The organism is Microbacterium sp. ZW T2_14, from assembly GCF_044987405.1.
Classification (GTDB): Bacteria; Actinomycetota; Actinomycetes; order Actinomycetales; family Microbacteriaceae; genus Microbacterium.
This window is the reverse complement of record NZ_JBJDRK010000037.1, coordinates 21,345-35,305: the sequence shown is the minus strand read 5'-3', so window position 1 is coordinate 35,305 and position 13,961 is coordinate 21,345. Positions and strand designations below refer to the sequence as shown.

The window sequence follows — 13,961 nt, the reverse complement described above, 5'->3', positions numbered from 1 at the left end:
CGCCCGGGTTTTCGGCATGTCAGCCGGGCAGTCCGTCGGCTGCGGCTTCGCCGATGCGGAGCTCGCGATTGACCAGCCGGGCCGCGACGGCGCTCAGCGGCACCTGGTTGCTGCGGGCGTAGGAGCGGATGATCTGGAAGGCGTCGTCGATCGGAACGCCGTTCGTGAATGACACGACGCCCTTGGCCTGCTCGATCACGATCCGCGACTGCAGAGCCTGCTGCAGCTGACGTGCGAGCAGCTCGGATTCGCGCAGAGTTCGCTCATGGAGGATGCCGATCGTCGCGACGTCGGCGAGGGCCCGCGCCGCGACGACATCGAAGTCGTCGGGTGGCCCCTCCTCCTCGCGCAGCAGGTTGAGCGCCCCGATGGTGGTGTCGCGGAGGCGGAGGGGGACGGCATCGGTGGCACCGAAGCCGTGCGCGGTCGCACTGTCGCGGAACGCGCCCCACTTCTCCGGGACCGACGCGATCGAGGCCACCGACACGGCCGCGCCGGTGCGATAGCACTCGATGCAGGGACCGGCCTGGGCACCCAGTTGCATGAGCTCCACCAGTCGGCTCGCCTCACTCGTCGAGGCGACGACCTGCAGGTCGCCCACGTCGTCGGCCAGCAGGATGCCCGCGGCGGAGATCCCGAGGACCTCGTGGCAGGCATCGACCAGAAGCTGGAGCAGGTCGACCACGTCGTAGTCGTCGACCATGGTGTCGGCCAGCATGGCGAAGGTCTGGAGCATCCGGCTGTCGCGCGAGGTCTTCGTCATGACTCGACCTCGATCCTGTCGTCGCGCCGCGTGAAGCGCAGGCGCCCGGCGACGACGTCTTCCGCGACATCCGCCATGGACCTGCCGGTGGCGAACGCCTGCCCTTGGATCACGAGACGCGCATCCTCCGGGGTCAGGTCGAGCTGGGCGAGGACGACGCCGGTCGCCTGATGCACGGCACGACGCGAGAGCGGCTGCTGGAGGTCCTCCTCGCGCGCGTGCTCGTCGAGTGCCAGCCGCAGGACGTGCCGGCTGATCACGTACGCGAGTGCGGATGCCCGCTGCTCGTGGTCGGGGTTGAGCGCCATCGGGTGACGGGAGTACAGGTCGACGGCGCCGATGCGCAGGGCGCCGACGAGCAGGGGGAAGGCGAACAGCGAGCTGACCTCCTCCCCGTCGAGGGCACCGACGAACGCCGGCCACCGCTTGCGGCCCTCCACCTGAAGGGATGCCGCGGCGACGGGACGCGCGCTGCGCAGCGCATCCCAGCACGGGCCTTCGCCGAGATCGAATTGCAGTTCGTCCAGATGCGCCGCCCGGTCGTCGCTCGCCGACAGGGTCTCGCTGCCGAAGACGTCCCCGAGTGTGGACACCGCCGCGCCGCTGATCGGCAGGAACTCGACGAACGGGGTGCTGAACTCCTCCGGCCGATCGCCGGACTGCTCGAGGTGCGCCAGCGCCGCGGCGAAGTTGCTGTTCATCATGTCTCCTTCCCCCACGCTACCCGCGCGGGCCGAGCCTGCCCAGCACCTGTACCGGGTGCCCGCCGTCGAAGGGGGCGCGGAGAGGCCCCGATCGGGTGCATCCTGTCTTCAGGTGCAGGTGACCGGGATGCACCCGGCGCTCCGGTCCGTCGCTGTGATCCCGGCATCCGGAGGTCTCATGGGCAAGTTCATCTACGAGGGCGCGATCAAAGTCGACTTCGACGACCGTGTCCTGGCTCACCTCATGGTGGTGATCAGCGCGAAGCTGCGCCGCGGCGAGTCGTTCTCGTTCAGCTGGAAGGACGACCCCAGCATCGGCAACGGCCGCACCACCGTCTGGATCCACTCGCACGCCTCGCTCGTCTACAAGTTCTACGGCAGCCGGCAGCCGCCGATCAACCGGGCGTGGATCGAGGCTCTCATCTACACCGCGAATTCGATCACGGGCCTTCACATCGTGCCCGAGCCTCCCGAGCGCATCGACGACGCCACCGCCTGGATCCACGAGCACTGAAGCCGCCACGCACCGGAGGACGGAGCGACGCGGAAGGCCGCAAAGACGCAGCGTCGATAGCACGCACCCCCACTCGGTGCAACGGCGTGGGCAGGACCGCGTTCCGCCGCCACGCTGGAGAGCATGGTGTTCCTCGGATATCACGCGTCCCACGAGCAGCTGCCGCCGTCGACGCTGCTCGCCGCCGTCCAGGAGGCGGAGCGGGCCGGCTTCGACGGCGCGATGTGCTCGGACCACCTCGCCCCATGGGGACTCGCGCAGGGCGAGTCGGGCTTCGCCTGGAGCTGGCTGGGGGCGGCCCTGGCCACGACGTCGTTCCCGATGGGCATGGTCTCCGCCCCCGGTCAGCGCTACCACCCGGTCATCGCTGCGCAGGCGCTGGCGACGCTGGCCGAGATGTTCGAGGGCCGATTCTGGTGCGCCCTCGGCTCGGGCGAAGCGCTCAACGAGCACGTCACCGGCGACGCCTGGCCCGCGAAGGCCGAGCGGCAGGACCGTCTGGTGCAGGCAGCCGACGTGATGCGCCGGCTCATCGCCGGCGAGAGGGTGACGCACGAGGGCGCGTTCCAGGTGCACGACGCCCGCGTCTGGTCGCGGCCGCAGAACCCGGCACCGCTGCGCGCCGCAGCAGCCTCGGCCGAGACAGCAGCGTGGGCCGCGTCCTGGGCCGACGGCGTCGTGACCGTCGGCCACGACGCCGAGACGGTGGGGACGATTCTCTCCGCATATCGGGATGCCGGGGGCACCGGTCCGTGCGCCGTGCAGGTGCACGTCAGCCTCGCCGACTCCCGCGCCGAAGCACGACGGACGGCGGGCGATCAGTGGCGCCAGGCGACCGTCGACCCGGCACTGATGTGGGACCTCATGCAGCCGGAGGACTTCGACCGGCTCGCCGACCCTGATGACACCGAGGCGCTGGAGCGCGGCATCCTCATCTCCGCCGATGAGGGGGATGTCGCCGAACGCCTCGGCGCACTGGTCGGCGCCGGCGCCGACGAACTGTTCCTGCACTTCGTCGCCAAAGACCAGAGTCCCTTCCTGCAGCGCGCGAGAGAAGGGCTCCTGGACGCGATCAGGGAGCGCGCGTGAAGCCCGGGGAGTGATGGAACCCGCTCCACTGCCTGGTCGCGAATGACACCGGTGTCAATCCCCTCCCGTGGCCGGCGATACCAGCGGCACGATGCGAAGTGAGGAAGGAGTCCGAAATGGCTGATTTCACCCCGGAGGAGGCCGGCCCCCGCCGCGGCGAAGCCGTGGTGTTCTGGTCGTGGATCGCGGTCCTCGCCATCGGCCTTGCGTACATGATCACGATCCCCCTGATCGGAGCATGAGCCATGCGACAGCTTCGCGACAACGCTCTCAGCCTGGTGTTCGGTGCGCTGTTCGGGCTCGCACTCGCCGGGCAGTCCGTGGCGGGCTGGTTCGAGAACAACGAGCGACTGGCGCAGCACGGGATGCCGCCCCAGGCGTTCGGTGCCTTCCTGACGTCCTCGGAGTTCGTGGTGGATGTCGCCGAGAACTGGCAGTCGGAGTTCCTGCAGTTCTTCCTCTTCATCGCGGCGACGATCTGGTTCGTCCAGCGCGGGTCGCCCGAGTCGAAGAAGCCGGGTGACGAGGGCCCTGGCACGGACAAGGATCAGATGGTCGGCGAGCACGCGAAGCCGGACTCCCCATCGTGGGCGCGGGCTCGCGGCATCCGTCAGACGATCTTCTCGAACTCGCTGCTGCTCGTCATGGGAACCGTGTTCCTGTTGTCGTGGTTGGCCCAGTCGCTCGCGGGCACGGTCGTGATGAACTCGGAGAACGCGGAACACGGCCAGGCGCCTATCTCGTGGGTCGAATACCTGGGCTCGCCCGATTTCTGGAACCGGACGCTGCAGAACTGGCAGTCCGAGTTCCTGGCCGTCGGTGCGATGATCGCGCTGTCGATCTTCCTGCGTCAGCGCGGATCGAGCGAGTCCAAGCCGGTCGGCCTGCCCCACTACGCCGCCGCGACGGAGAGCGAGTAGACGGTTCGCACAGGACCGCATGCGACCGCAAGCCCCTCCCTTCTGGCTCGTCCGGCTTCGTAGCCTGGGGTCATGGCGGTGGACGAACTATGGCTGGTGCGGCACGGCGAGAGCGTCGGCAATGTCGCCGCCACACAGGCCGAGATCGACGGCGCCGACCGGATCCCGCTCGATATCCGCGACGCCGATGTGCCCCTCTCCCGCACCGGTGAGGAGCAGGCAGAGGCGCTCGGCCGATGGCTGGACGGGCATCGCGACGACATCGACCTCTTCTGGGTCTCGCCGTATGCGCGGGCACGGCAGACGCTCGCGATCGCGCTCGGCGACGCCGAGCCCGCGGTTGCTGTGGAGGCCGACGAACGGCTCCGCGACCGGGAGCTCGGGGTGCTGGATCTGCTGACCTGCACCGGCGTCGCGCGCTTCCATCCCGAGGAGACGGAGCGCCGGCTCCACCTCGGCAAGTTCTACCATCGCCCGCCCGGCGGCGAGTCGTGGGCCGACGTGGCGCTGCGCCTGCGCTCGTTCCTGCGCGACGGCCTCGAGCAGCCGGGCCGGCGTGCGCTGCTCGTCGCGCACGACGCGGTCGTGATGCTGGTGCTCTACGTCTTGCTGCCCATGCGCGAGGAGGACCTGCTCGACTTCGCGGCCGGGCACACGGTGCTCAACGCGTCCGTCACACACCTCGTGCGTGCCTCGGACGGCTGGCGGTTGGAGACGTTCGCCGACGTGACGCACCTGCAGCGCGAGGGCGCCGAAGTCACCGTCCACCCGGGGAATCCCGATGTCGAACCCGAGTGAGCTCGTCACCGATGCCGTGCTGCGGGAGTGGAGGCTCCCCGAGCCCGGCGAGTCGAAGAAAAGCCGCGGCGAGGTCGTCGTCGTCGGAGGGGCGCGCAGTTCGCCCGGAGCCGTCATCCTGGCGGGCGAGGCGGCGCTCCGCGTCGGCGCGGGCCGCGTCGCGCTCGCGGTGCCGGCATCCATCGATGCCCACGTGGGCATCGCACTGCCCGAGGCAGGCATCTACGCGCTGCCCGACGACGCCGACGCGCCGCTGGAGGGGCGGCTCGGAGCGCACCTCGGGTCGGCGGACGCGGTGCTGATCGGTCCGGGCTTCGATGACCCCGACGAGACCCGCGCCACGGTGCTGGCCGTCGCCGACACGGGTCCCGCCTACCTCGTGCTGGACGCATTCGCGGTGGGAGTGCTCCCCGACCTGGACCGGAGCGCCCTGCCGAGCACGCTCATCCTCAGCGCGAACAAGGAGGAGGCGGCGATCCTGCTCGGCCGTCCCCTCGCCGACGGCGACGAGCTGACGGACCTCCTCGAGATCGCGCGGCGATACGACGCCGTCGTCAGCTGCTACGAGACCACGACGCATCCGGACGGCCGCTCCTGGCGGATCCCTGAGGGCGGTCCGGGGCTCGGCACATCCGGCAGCGGCGATGTGCGCGCTGGCGCGATAGCCGGCTTCGCCGCCCGCGGCGTCGAGCCGGAGAGGGCGGCGATCTGGGGCGCGTGGACCCACGCCGCCGCCGGGATGCGGCTCACCGAGCGCATCGGGCTCGGCTTCCTCGCGCGCGAGCTCGCGGCCGAGCTCACCCCGACCATGACGGACGTGCTGCGGGACTGACCGGACAACCGATTGCTGGACGGTCGTCAAGCGGGCAGCTGCGCCGCGATCGCGTCCATGCTGCGTGCGACGGCGAGCGTCGCGTCCCGGTCGTGCCACGGATGCTGGAGGCGCCCGGCCGCGATGGCCTCCTCGACTGCCGCCAGCATCGGCTGGTAGCCGTTGCCCTGCCGCGGGTGCTCCACATGCTCGGGGCTGACGAAGATGCGCTCGACGCTGCCCGCGTGGACACGTGCCGACTGGCCGGCCCAGAACATCGGATCGAGGGTGATCCAGCCCCGCTCGCCGCTGACAGCAGCCGACAGGTCGAGGAACTCGATGCCCGACCACGCGAGCTGGGCGAACCTGCCCTCGCCGTGTTCCAGGGTCGCGTGACCTGCGATGTCCACGCCGTCCATGAGCGATCCGGTCGCCGAGATAGCCGTCGGGTCACCCAGGAACCAGTGCGCCAGGGTGACCGCGTAGATGCCGCGGTCGCGCAGCGCGCTGCCGGCGTGGGCGGGAGTCAGCTTCGTCCCGGCGGCACGGAACGGCGTCCCGAAGCTCGCGCGCACCGCTCGCACGTCGCCCACAGTGCCGGAGCGCACCCGCTCGAGCACGTCGACGTGGAGCGGATTGAAGCGCATCCACATCGCCTCCATGGCGAAGTGCCCGGTCGCCTGCGCCTTGGCGAAGATGGCCTCGACGTCTGCGGCGGAGGTCGCCATGGGCTTCTCCACGAGGACGTGCTTGCCGGCGTCGAGCGCCTCGAAAGCGATTTCGAGGTGAGTATGGGCCGGCGTCGCGATGTACACGACATCGACGTCGGCGCGTGCGAACAGCTCTTCGCGCCGCTCTGTCGCGAAGGGGATCCCGTGCTCGCGGGCGAACGCGTCGGCCCGATCCTGACGTCGCCCCCAGACGGCGAGCACCCGCTCCGGTGCCACCGCTCCAAGGTCGGCAGCCATCCGCGCAGAGATGTCGCCGGTGCCGATGATTCCCCAGCCGTGCATTGTCGCCCCTTCCGCCGCCGTGTCCCCATCATGGACGGCGATGGAGGGATTTGGCAACCGATTGTCAAACGGAAGGAAACGTGTTCTACTTGAGGGGCGGCAGTCCCGATGCCGTTCAGCATGACAAAGGAGTTCTGCGATGGCAGCACCAACGGCGACCGCGACGGTCCCGACCGCACGACTGCCCTTCGGCAAGCTCGTCGCCTGGGCCGGAGCCGGCCTCTCCGCGGCGGCGAACTTCATCATCCTGGGCTACGTCGCGATCTACTGCACCGACACCCTGGGCCTCTCGCCCGCGATCGTCGGCGTGCTCCTTCTCGTCAGCAACCTGTGCAACGCCGCGCTGGCGCTCGTGGCGGCCTACATCGTGGACCGCAGCCCCGAGACGCGCTGGGGCAAGGCACGCCCCTACGAATTCGCGATCATCGGCATCTGGGCGACGACCTGGCTGATGTTCTCCACGCCGTCCGCGCTCGGTGAGACCGGCCGGATCATCTGGGTCTTCGTCACGTTCATCATGATCCAGGCCGTCTTCCGCACGCTCCTCGACGCGAACGACAACCTCTATCTCGCCCGCGCGTTCTACGGCCGCCGGGTCTACGCGAAGGTGACCACCCGGTCCGGCATCGTGACCTCCCTGGGGGCCATCGCGGTGACCGTCACCCTGCCGATGGTGCTGAACGCCGCCGGCAAGTCGCCCGAAGGCTGGTCGACCGCGATCGCGTGGTTCGCGATCCCGCTGGCCATCATCGGCATGTCCAGATTCGTCTTCGTGAAAGAAACGCACCTCACCGCCGACGCCGGCGCTCCCCCGGTGAAGGTCCGCGACATCCTGGTCGCCCTGAAGGGGAACACCTGGATCTTCGCCATCGCGGCACTGCAGCTCTTCGCATCGGCCATCAACGGTGCCGGCGCCGGCGCGTACTACTTCCGTTACGTGGTCGGCGATCTCGGCATGCAGTCGATCGTCCTGGGCGCAGGCATCCTGATCCTGCCCAGCATCATCTTCCTGCCCGTGATCATGAAACGGGTCGCCATCTCCCGCATCATCATGGCCGGCGCGGTGGCCGGCATGATCGGCTCGACCATCAACGCGTTCGCGGGCGCCAGCATCCCGATGCTGATCGTGGGCGGGCTGTTCACGGGACTCGCGCTGCTCCCGGTGAGCTATCTCGCCGCGGTGCTGATCCTCGACCTGTGCTCGTACAACGAGTGGAAGGGCAACCGCCGCCTCGAGAGCACCATCGGCGCGATCGTGGGCATCTTCACGAAGATCGGCGCGGGGCTCGCCGGAGCGTTCGTGGGGCTCGTGCTCACCATCGCCGGCTACGACGGCGGTGCCGAGACGCAGGCCCCTGCCGCGAACTCCGCCATCGTCGCACTGTACTCATGGTTCCCGCTCGCGCTCTTCGCCGGCGTCTTCGTCGTCATGATGGTGTACGGCCGCTTCGACCGGTTCATCCTTCCCCAGGCGCAGGCCGAGCTCGAGGCTCGCGGCGAGGAGGCGCACCACGCCACCGAGTTCAGCCCCACCCCGCCGGTCATCGTCGGCGGCTCGGTCGGGGTCGACGCACACGCCGAACTCGAGCTCCTCGCCGCCGAGCGCCTGGACGCTGAGGCGGACGCCCACGTCGCCGCGGCCGACGAGAAGAAGGCCTGACCGGATGCCGCGCCCGGCGATCTCGGTCCAGCTCTACTCCGTCCGGGAGCAGCTCGCCGACCTCGACGGCACCTTCGAGCGCCTCGCCGGGCTCGGCATCCGCTCGGTGGAGCCCTTCTCGCTCTACGACCGCGTACCCGAGACAGCCACGGCGCTCGTCCGGCACGGGCTCTCGGCGCCCACCGCGCACGCGCCGTTCCTCTCCGACGACATCGAGTACGAGGGGCGCCGCGTGCCGCTGCCGCCGCTCGGCATGACGCTGCAGGCGGCACGAGCGCTGGGGGTTCACACGCTGATCGATCCGATGGTTCCCGCAGATCGCTGGCAGAGCGCCGACGACGTCGATAACACCGCTGAGCGACTGAACACGGCCGCTGCCGAGGCGGCGGAAGCGGGCCTCCGCGTCGGCTATCACAACCACTCGTTCGAGTTCCATCACCGCATCGACGGCGCGTCCGCGTACGAGTACTTCGTGTCGAAGCTGGATCCCGCCGTGGTCCTCGAGGTCGATGTGTACTGGGCGGCGATGGCCGGACAGGATGTGCCGGGACTGCTCCAGCGGCTGGGTCATCGGGTCGTCGCACTGCACCTCAAGGACGGCGGCAGCGTCCGCGATCCCTTCGGCACCACGGGCTACGCAGCCGAGAATTTGGACCAGGTGCCCCTGGGGCACGGCATCCTCGACATCGCGGGCATCCTGCGGGCCACCCCCGGCGCCGACTACGACGTCATCGAGTTCGACCATGTCGAGGGCGACGTCTTCGCCGCCATCGGCGAGTCGCTCGCCTACCTGCGGGCAGCACGCGGCGCCGACGTGCCGGTGACGGACTGACGAGTCGCTCGGCGGCCGGGGGCTGAGTCCACGGTCGTTGAGCGAGGCATCGCCGGCGACCGAGACGAGACGCATCGAGCCGACGCACAGCGCCGGGTGCGGGGGTTTCGTCTTGCTCGTACCTCGCTCGCTCAGCGGACGGGTGGGCGAGGGCCGGTGCTCCCGCGGACCACGAGCGTGGTCGCGAGGAGGCCCTCGTCGATGGCGTCGCGCCCGTCCTCGAGCCGGGACAGCACCTTCTCGACCGCACGCTGCCCGGCGAGTTCCAGCTGAGCCTGCACCGTCGTCAGCGGCGGGACGATCAGCTCGCTGCCGAAGATGTCGTCGAAGCCGGCCACGCTGAGTGCACCGGGCACGTCGATGCCTGCGGCGGCCGCGGCCTGCATGAGCCCGATCGCCATGAGGTCGTTGAAGGCGATGACGGCGGTCGCGCGTGCGGCCTGCACGCGGCGGAGCACCTCGCGCCCGCCCTCGATGGTGGGGCTGTTGGGGCCGATCTCGACCACCCCCACATCGAGGCGCTCCGCGGCGTCCAGCAGCGACTCCCAGCGGCGGCGGCTGATCCATGAGGTCTCGGGTCCGGCGAGGTAGACGATCGACGTGTGCCCGAGGCCCGCGAGATGGTCCATCATCGCGTTCACGCCGCTCTCGACGTCCGGAAGCACTCCCGCGACGTCGCCCACGCGACGGTTGATGAGCACCATCGGCTTGCGCTCAGCGAGGGCCGAGATCTTCTCGTCGGCGAGCCGGGTGGTGGCGAGGACGAGGCCGTCGACGCTGGGCAGCAGACGTGAGATCGCCTGCGCCTCTGCTTCGCCGGACTCCTGCGACTCGGCGATCACCAGCGTGTAGCCTGCCGCCGCGGCCGCATGCTCGGCGCCGCGCACGATGCCGAACACGACGGGGTTGGTGATGTCGGCGACGAGCAGCCCGATCGTCTGGCTGCGGCCGGTGGGCAGCGCGCGGGCCATCGGGTTGAACTGGAAGTCCAGCCGTTCGGCCGCCGCGCGGATCTTCGCCTCGGTCTTCTCGCTGATGCGGCCCGGCTTGCTGAGCGCGCGCGAGACGGTGGACGGGTTCACTCCCGCCAGCTCCGCGATGTCGTAGATCGTCGCGGCACCGCCCCGGCGTTTGATCCGGGCAGCGAGTTCGGGGGGCAGTTCCTCCACCGCGACTCCTGTCGTCGATTGCTCAGCGCGCACGCGCATTCACCCATTCAAGTGCAGTCTGCGCGATCTCGGCGACCGGCGCGTCGATGAGGATCTCGATGCCGATCTCATCCGCCTCGAGCGGCTGGAGGGTGTCGAGCTGCGAGCGCAGCAGTGCCGGCGGCATGAAGTGCCCGTCGCGGCCGCCGGCGCGAGCCGCGAGCAGCTCCGCCGGGCCGGTGAGGTGGATGAAGACGGCCCCGGGCGCCGAGGCGCGGAGCCGGTCCCGGTAGGACCGCTTCAACGCCGAGCACGCGACCACCGGAGCGTCGGCGGCGGCGAGCGTCGCGGCGACGGCGTCGAGCCACGGCCACCTGTCGCCGTCGTCGAGCGGCGTGCCCGCAGCCATCTTGGCCACGTTGGATGCCGGATGCAGCGCGTCGGCGTCGATGAAGCGCGCTCCGGTCAGCGAGGCGAGGCGCGCCGCCACCGACGTCTTGCCCGACGCCGACACGCCCATGACGACCACGCGAGCACCGGGCGAGGCCAGCCCTCGCTCGTCGGTCACGGCGTCCCGCTCACCAGTCGTGGACCGTGCCGTCGAGCAGACGGTTGTACGGCAGATAGGCCTGCTCGTACGGGTACTTGCCCGCCTCGTCGACGTTCAGCTCGACGCCGAGCCCGGGCTTGTCACCGGGGTGCAGGTACCCGTCGGTCCACGTGAACGACTGCTCGAAGACCCGGTCGGTCTTGGCGCCGTGCTTCATGTACTCCTGGATGCCGAAGTTGTGGATCGCCAGCCCGAGGTGCATGGCGGCAGCCATGCCGACCGGCGAGATGTCGGTGGGCCCATGCATGCCCGACTTGATCTGGTACATCGCCGCGTAGTCCAGCGTCTTCTTGAGGGCGGTGATACCCCCCATGTGCGTGACCGCGCCCCGCACGTAGTCGATGAGCTGGTCGCGGATGATGTCCTTGAAGTCCCAGACGGTGTTGAAGATCTCGCCGATCGCGAGCGGCGTGGTGGTGTGCTGACGCACCAGCCGCAGTGCCTCCTGGTTCTCGGCCGGCGTGCAGTCCTCGAGCCAGAACAGGTCATACGGCTCGAGGTCCTTGCCCAGGCGAGCAGCCTGGATCGGCGTCATCCGGTGATGCCCGTCGTGCAACAGGGGCACATCGGGGCCGAACTCGTTCCGCACTGCTTCGAACACGCCGGGCAGGTGGTTGAGGTAGGCGCGGGTGTCCCAGTCCTCCTCGACCGGCTTGGCGCCGCGGCGGGCCGGCTCGTGGTCGTACCGGACCGTCGCGTCGCCGACGTCGGCGCCCTGCGCGGCGATCCCGTAGATCGCCTTGAGCGTCGGTACGCCGGTCTGCACGCGGATCGCCTTGTACCCCTGCTCCTGGTGCGCCCGGATGGAGTCGAACAGCTCGGGCAGCTCCTTGCCCGACGCGTGCCCATAGGCCATCAGCCCGTTGCGCGAGGCGCCGCCGAGCAGCTGGTACACCGGCATCCCGGCCGCCTTGCCCTTGATGTCCCACAGGGCCATGTCGACCGACGCGATCGCGGCCATCGTCACGGGACCCCGCCGCCAGTACGCCGACCGGTACAGGAACTGCCAGGTGTCTTCGATGCGCGAGGCATCCGCGCCGATCAGCAGCGGCACCACGTGCTCGGTCAGGTAGGCGACGACGGCGAGCTCGCGACCGTTCAGCGTGGCATCCCCGAGCCCGGTGAGCCCGTCGTCCGTCGTGAGCTTGAGCGTCACGAAGTTGCGGTCCGGGCTGGTGACGATGAGTTCCGCTTTGTCGATGATCATGGTGTTCCTCCGGGGGGTCGGTCAGGCGTCCGAGCCGGGCTTGCGGCCGTCGAGCCCGCGCCAGCGGCGGCGAAGGGCGAAGGCGGCGGACTTCGGTTTGCGGTCGCGCGTGAAGACGCCCTTCTTGTTCCCGTCGACGCGGTGGATGCCGTTCGAGGTGGCGAAATCGGCGAAGTTCCAGACCTGCTCCCCCACGAACTGCGGGAAGCGGTCGAACACGCGGTGGTACATCTCGAGCAGGTCGGCCTGGTACTCCTCGGTCCATGCCTGATCCCACACCGAGTGGAGGCCGGGCTGGGTGTCGGCACCGTACTCGGTCATCATGATCGGCTTGCCGGTGCGCTCGACCCAGCCCTGGATGTCGCCCTGCAGGTACATCTCGGCGGTCTTCAGGTCGCCCGTCGCGATGTACCAGCCGTAGTAGCGGTTCATGCTGACGACGTCGAAGAGGTCGACGATCTGGTCGTTCTTGAAGGTCGCGAACATCACCAGCGAGTAGGTGAGCGGCCGCGTCGGGTCGAGCTCGCGGGCGAGGTCCACGAGCGGCTCGAAGTACTCCCGCGCGCCGTCCTCGTTCGACGCCGGCTCGTTCGCGATGCACCACATCACGACGGAGGGGTGGTTCTTGTCGCGCGCGATGAGCTCGCGCAGGTGCTGGGCGTGCGCCGCGTGGGTCGCGGCGCCCGCGTACTGCTCGGAGAACGTGGGGAAGGGCGGCGTGCCCGACATCCCACCCACGACCCCCATGTTGAGACCCACTGCGGCCGTCTCGTCGATGACGACCACGCCGTGGCGATCGGCGAAGTCGAGCACCTCTTCGGCGTAGGGATAGTGCGACGTGCGGAACGAGTTCGCGCCCGACCACTCCATCAGCTGGAAGTCGTGCACCATGTAGGCGTCGTCGTGGCCCTTGCCGCGGACGGCGGCGTCCTCGTGCTTGCCGAAGCCGGTGAAGTAGAACGGCTCGCCGTTGATGAGGAACTCGTGGCCTCGCACCTCGACGGTGCGGACGCCGACCGCGACGGGATAGGAGTCCACGACCTCCTCGCCACGCACGGCCTCCACCGTGAGCTGGTACAGGTACGCCGCTCCCGGCTTCCACAGCACGACGTCGGCCACCGACAGCGTGCCCGCCGCACCGGAGCCCTCGGCGACGACCGCACCCGCGGCATCCGTCAGCCGCACGCGCACGTCGGCGTCGCCGATCACCTCGACGCGGTACTCCACCTGGCCGGTCGTGCCCTCGAAGCCGGTCACCACGGTGACGTCGTCGATGCGCGTGGCCGGCACCGAGTACAGCCAGACGGAGCGTGCGAGACCGGCGTAGTTGTAGAAGTCGTGGAAGTAGGTCTGCGTCCGCTTGCCGGTCATGCCGACCTCGATCTTGCCCGGCGGGATGGTCTCGTTCGTGAGCTCGCCGCTGACCGCGACCGTCAGGCGAAACGCGCCACCGGCCTGCACGCGCTCGGTGAGGTCGATGTCGAACGGCGTGTAGCCGCCGATGTGCTCGCCGACGAGCTCGTCGTCCACGTAGACGCGCGCCGCATGGGTGGCGGCATCGAAGCGGAGCAGGATGCGCTCGTCGCTCCAGCCGCGCGGCACGCGCACTTCGCGCTGGTAGTACACCCAGCCGACGTGATCGCGGATCTCGGCGTCCGTGAAGAGGTCGTTGTAGCTCGCCGGGACGGCGGCCTCGAGCGGGCTCTCGAGCGGACCCGCCCATGGCTGCTCGCCGAGCCGCGAGTCGATCCCGAACCGCCAGACTCCGTCGAGGTTGACGAGTTCGCGGGTGGGGGTGGGCGTGGGCTTCAGCATCGATGGGCCTTCCTGCGCTGCGCTGCGGTGTACGGGTCTAGTAGATCAGGTTTGTCGAGATTGGGCAATCGGTTGCC

The 13,961-nt window shown here is 69.6% G+C and carries 15 protein-coding genes; 8 read left to right on the top strand and 7 right to left on the bottom strand.

What is annotated here, in order from left to right:
* Positions 1–19 precede the first annotated feature (19 nt).
* The gene (locus tag ACI3KY_RS13285; RefSeq protein ID WP_404930638.1) at positions 20–763 is read right to left on the bottom strand and encodes a GAF and ANTAR domain-containing protein; all 744 of its coding nucleotides are present in this window, start codon (positions 761–763) and stop codon (positions 20–22) included.
* The gene (locus ACI3KY_RS13280; protein ID WP_404930637.1) at positions 760–1,467 is read right to left on the bottom strand and encodes a GAF and ANTAR domain-containing protein; all 708 of its coding nucleotides are present in this window, start codon (positions 1,465–1,467) and stop codon (positions 760–762) included. The genes ACI3KY_RS13285 and ACI3KY_RS13280 overlap by 4 nt, the downstream gene beginning before the upstream one ends.
* Positions 1,468–1,645: 178 nt before the next feature.
* Here ACI3KY_RS13280 and ACI3KY_RS13275 point away from each other — a divergent pair, with 178 nt between their 5' ends.
* From ACI3KY_RS13275 to ACI3KY_RS13250, 6 genes are all read left to right on the top strand, one after another.
* A complete protein-coding gene (locus ACI3KY_RS13275) occupies positions 1,646–1,981 on the top strand; it encodes an ATP-dependent DNA ligase (RefSeq protein ID WP_404930656.1) in 336 nt (111 codons plus the stop codon).
* A 123-nt stretch (positions 1,982–2,104) separates the two neighbouring features.
* Complete coding sequence (locus ACI3KY_RS13270; protein ID WP_404930636.1) at positions 2,105–3,070, top strand: TIGR03885 family FMN-dependent LLM class oxidoreductase; 966 nt, start codon at positions 2,105–2,107, stop codon at positions 3,068–3,070.
* A 116-nt stretch (positions 3,071–3,186) separates the two neighbouring features.
* Positions 3,187–3,312, top strand: a complete 126-nt coding sequence (locus tag ACI3KY_RS13265) for a hypothetical protein (RefSeq protein WP_404930635.1) — start codon at positions 3,187–3,189, stop codon at positions 3,310–3,312.
* A 3-nt stretch (positions 3,313–3,315) separates the two neighbouring features.
* Positions 3,316–3,990, top strand: a complete 675-nt coding sequence (locus tag ACI3KY_RS13260; RefSeq protein WP_404930634.1) for a DUF6766 family protein — start codon at positions 3,316–3,318, stop codon at positions 3,988–3,990.
* Between the two features lie 72 nt (positions 3,991–4,062).
* Positions 4,063–4,788 (top strand): histidine phosphatase family protein, encoded by a 726-nt coding sequence (locus tag ACI3KY_RS13255; protein WP_404930633.1) that lies wholly within the window; start codon positions 4,063–4,065, stop codon positions 4,786–4,788.
* Entirely contained in the window at positions 4,772–5,620 is an 849-nt protein-coding gene (locus ACI3KY_RS13250) for an NAD(P)H-hydrate dehydratase (RefSeq protein ID WP_404930632.1), read from the top strand. The genes ACI3KY_RS13255 and ACI3KY_RS13250 overlap by 17 nt, the downstream gene beginning before the upstream one ends.
* Positions 5,621–5,646: 26 nt before the next feature.
* On the opposite strand, the gene ACI3KY_RS13245 is transcribed toward ACI3KY_RS13250, so the two are convergent.
* On the bottom strand, positions 5,647–6,612 hold the full coding sequence (locus tag ACI3KY_RS13245) for a Gfo/Idh/MocA family protein (RefSeq protein WP_404930631.1): 966 nt from the start codon (positions 6,610–6,612) through the stop codon (positions 5,647–5,649).
* Between the two features lie 139 nt (positions 6,613–6,751).
* Here ACI3KY_RS13245 and ACI3KY_RS13240 point away from each other — a divergent pair, with 139 nt between their 5' ends.
* Positions 6,752–8,272, top strand: coding sequence for an MFS transporter (locus ACI3KY_RS13240; RefSeq protein ID WP_404930630.1), 1,521 nt, complete (start codon positions 6,752–6,754; stop codon positions 8,270–8,272).
* A gap of 4 nt (positions 8,273–8,276) precedes the next feature.
* Entirely contained in the window at positions 8,277–9,104 is an 828-nt protein-coding gene (locus ACI3KY_RS13235) for a sugar phosphate isomerase/epimerase family protein (protein ID WP_404930629.1), read from the top strand.
* A 131-nt stretch (positions 9,105–9,235) separates the two neighbouring features.
* On the opposite strand, the gene ACI3KY_RS13230 is transcribed toward ACI3KY_RS13235, so the two are convergent.
* From ACI3KY_RS13230 to uidA, 4 genes are read right to left on the bottom strand one after another with little or no spacing between them, the layout of a single operon-like run.
* A complete protein-coding gene (locus ACI3KY_RS13230) occupies positions 9,236–10,273 on the bottom strand; it encodes a LacI family DNA-binding transcriptional regulator (protein WP_194414708.1) in 1,038 nt (345 codons plus the stop codon).
* Between the two features lie 22 nt (positions 10,274–10,295).
* Entirely contained in the window at positions 10,296–10,820 is a 525-nt protein-coding gene (locus ACI3KY_RS13225) for a gluconokinase (protein ID WP_404930628.1), read from the bottom strand.
* 10 nt (positions 10,821–10,830) lie between these two features.
* Positions 10,831–12,069 (bottom strand): D-mannonate dehydratase ManD, encoded by a 1,239-nt coding sequence (gene manD / locus ACI3KY_RS13220; protein ID WP_404930627.1) that lies wholly within the window; start codon positions 12,067–12,069, stop codon positions 10,831–10,833.
* Positions 12,070–12,090: 21 nt separating this feature from the next.
* Complete coding sequence (uidA, locus tag ACI3KY_RS13215) at positions 12,091–13,884, bottom strand: beta-glucuronidase (protein WP_404930626.1); 1,794 nt, start codon at positions 13,882–13,884, stop codon at positions 12,091–12,093.
* Between the last annotated feature and the right edge of the window lie 77 nt (positions 13,885–13,961).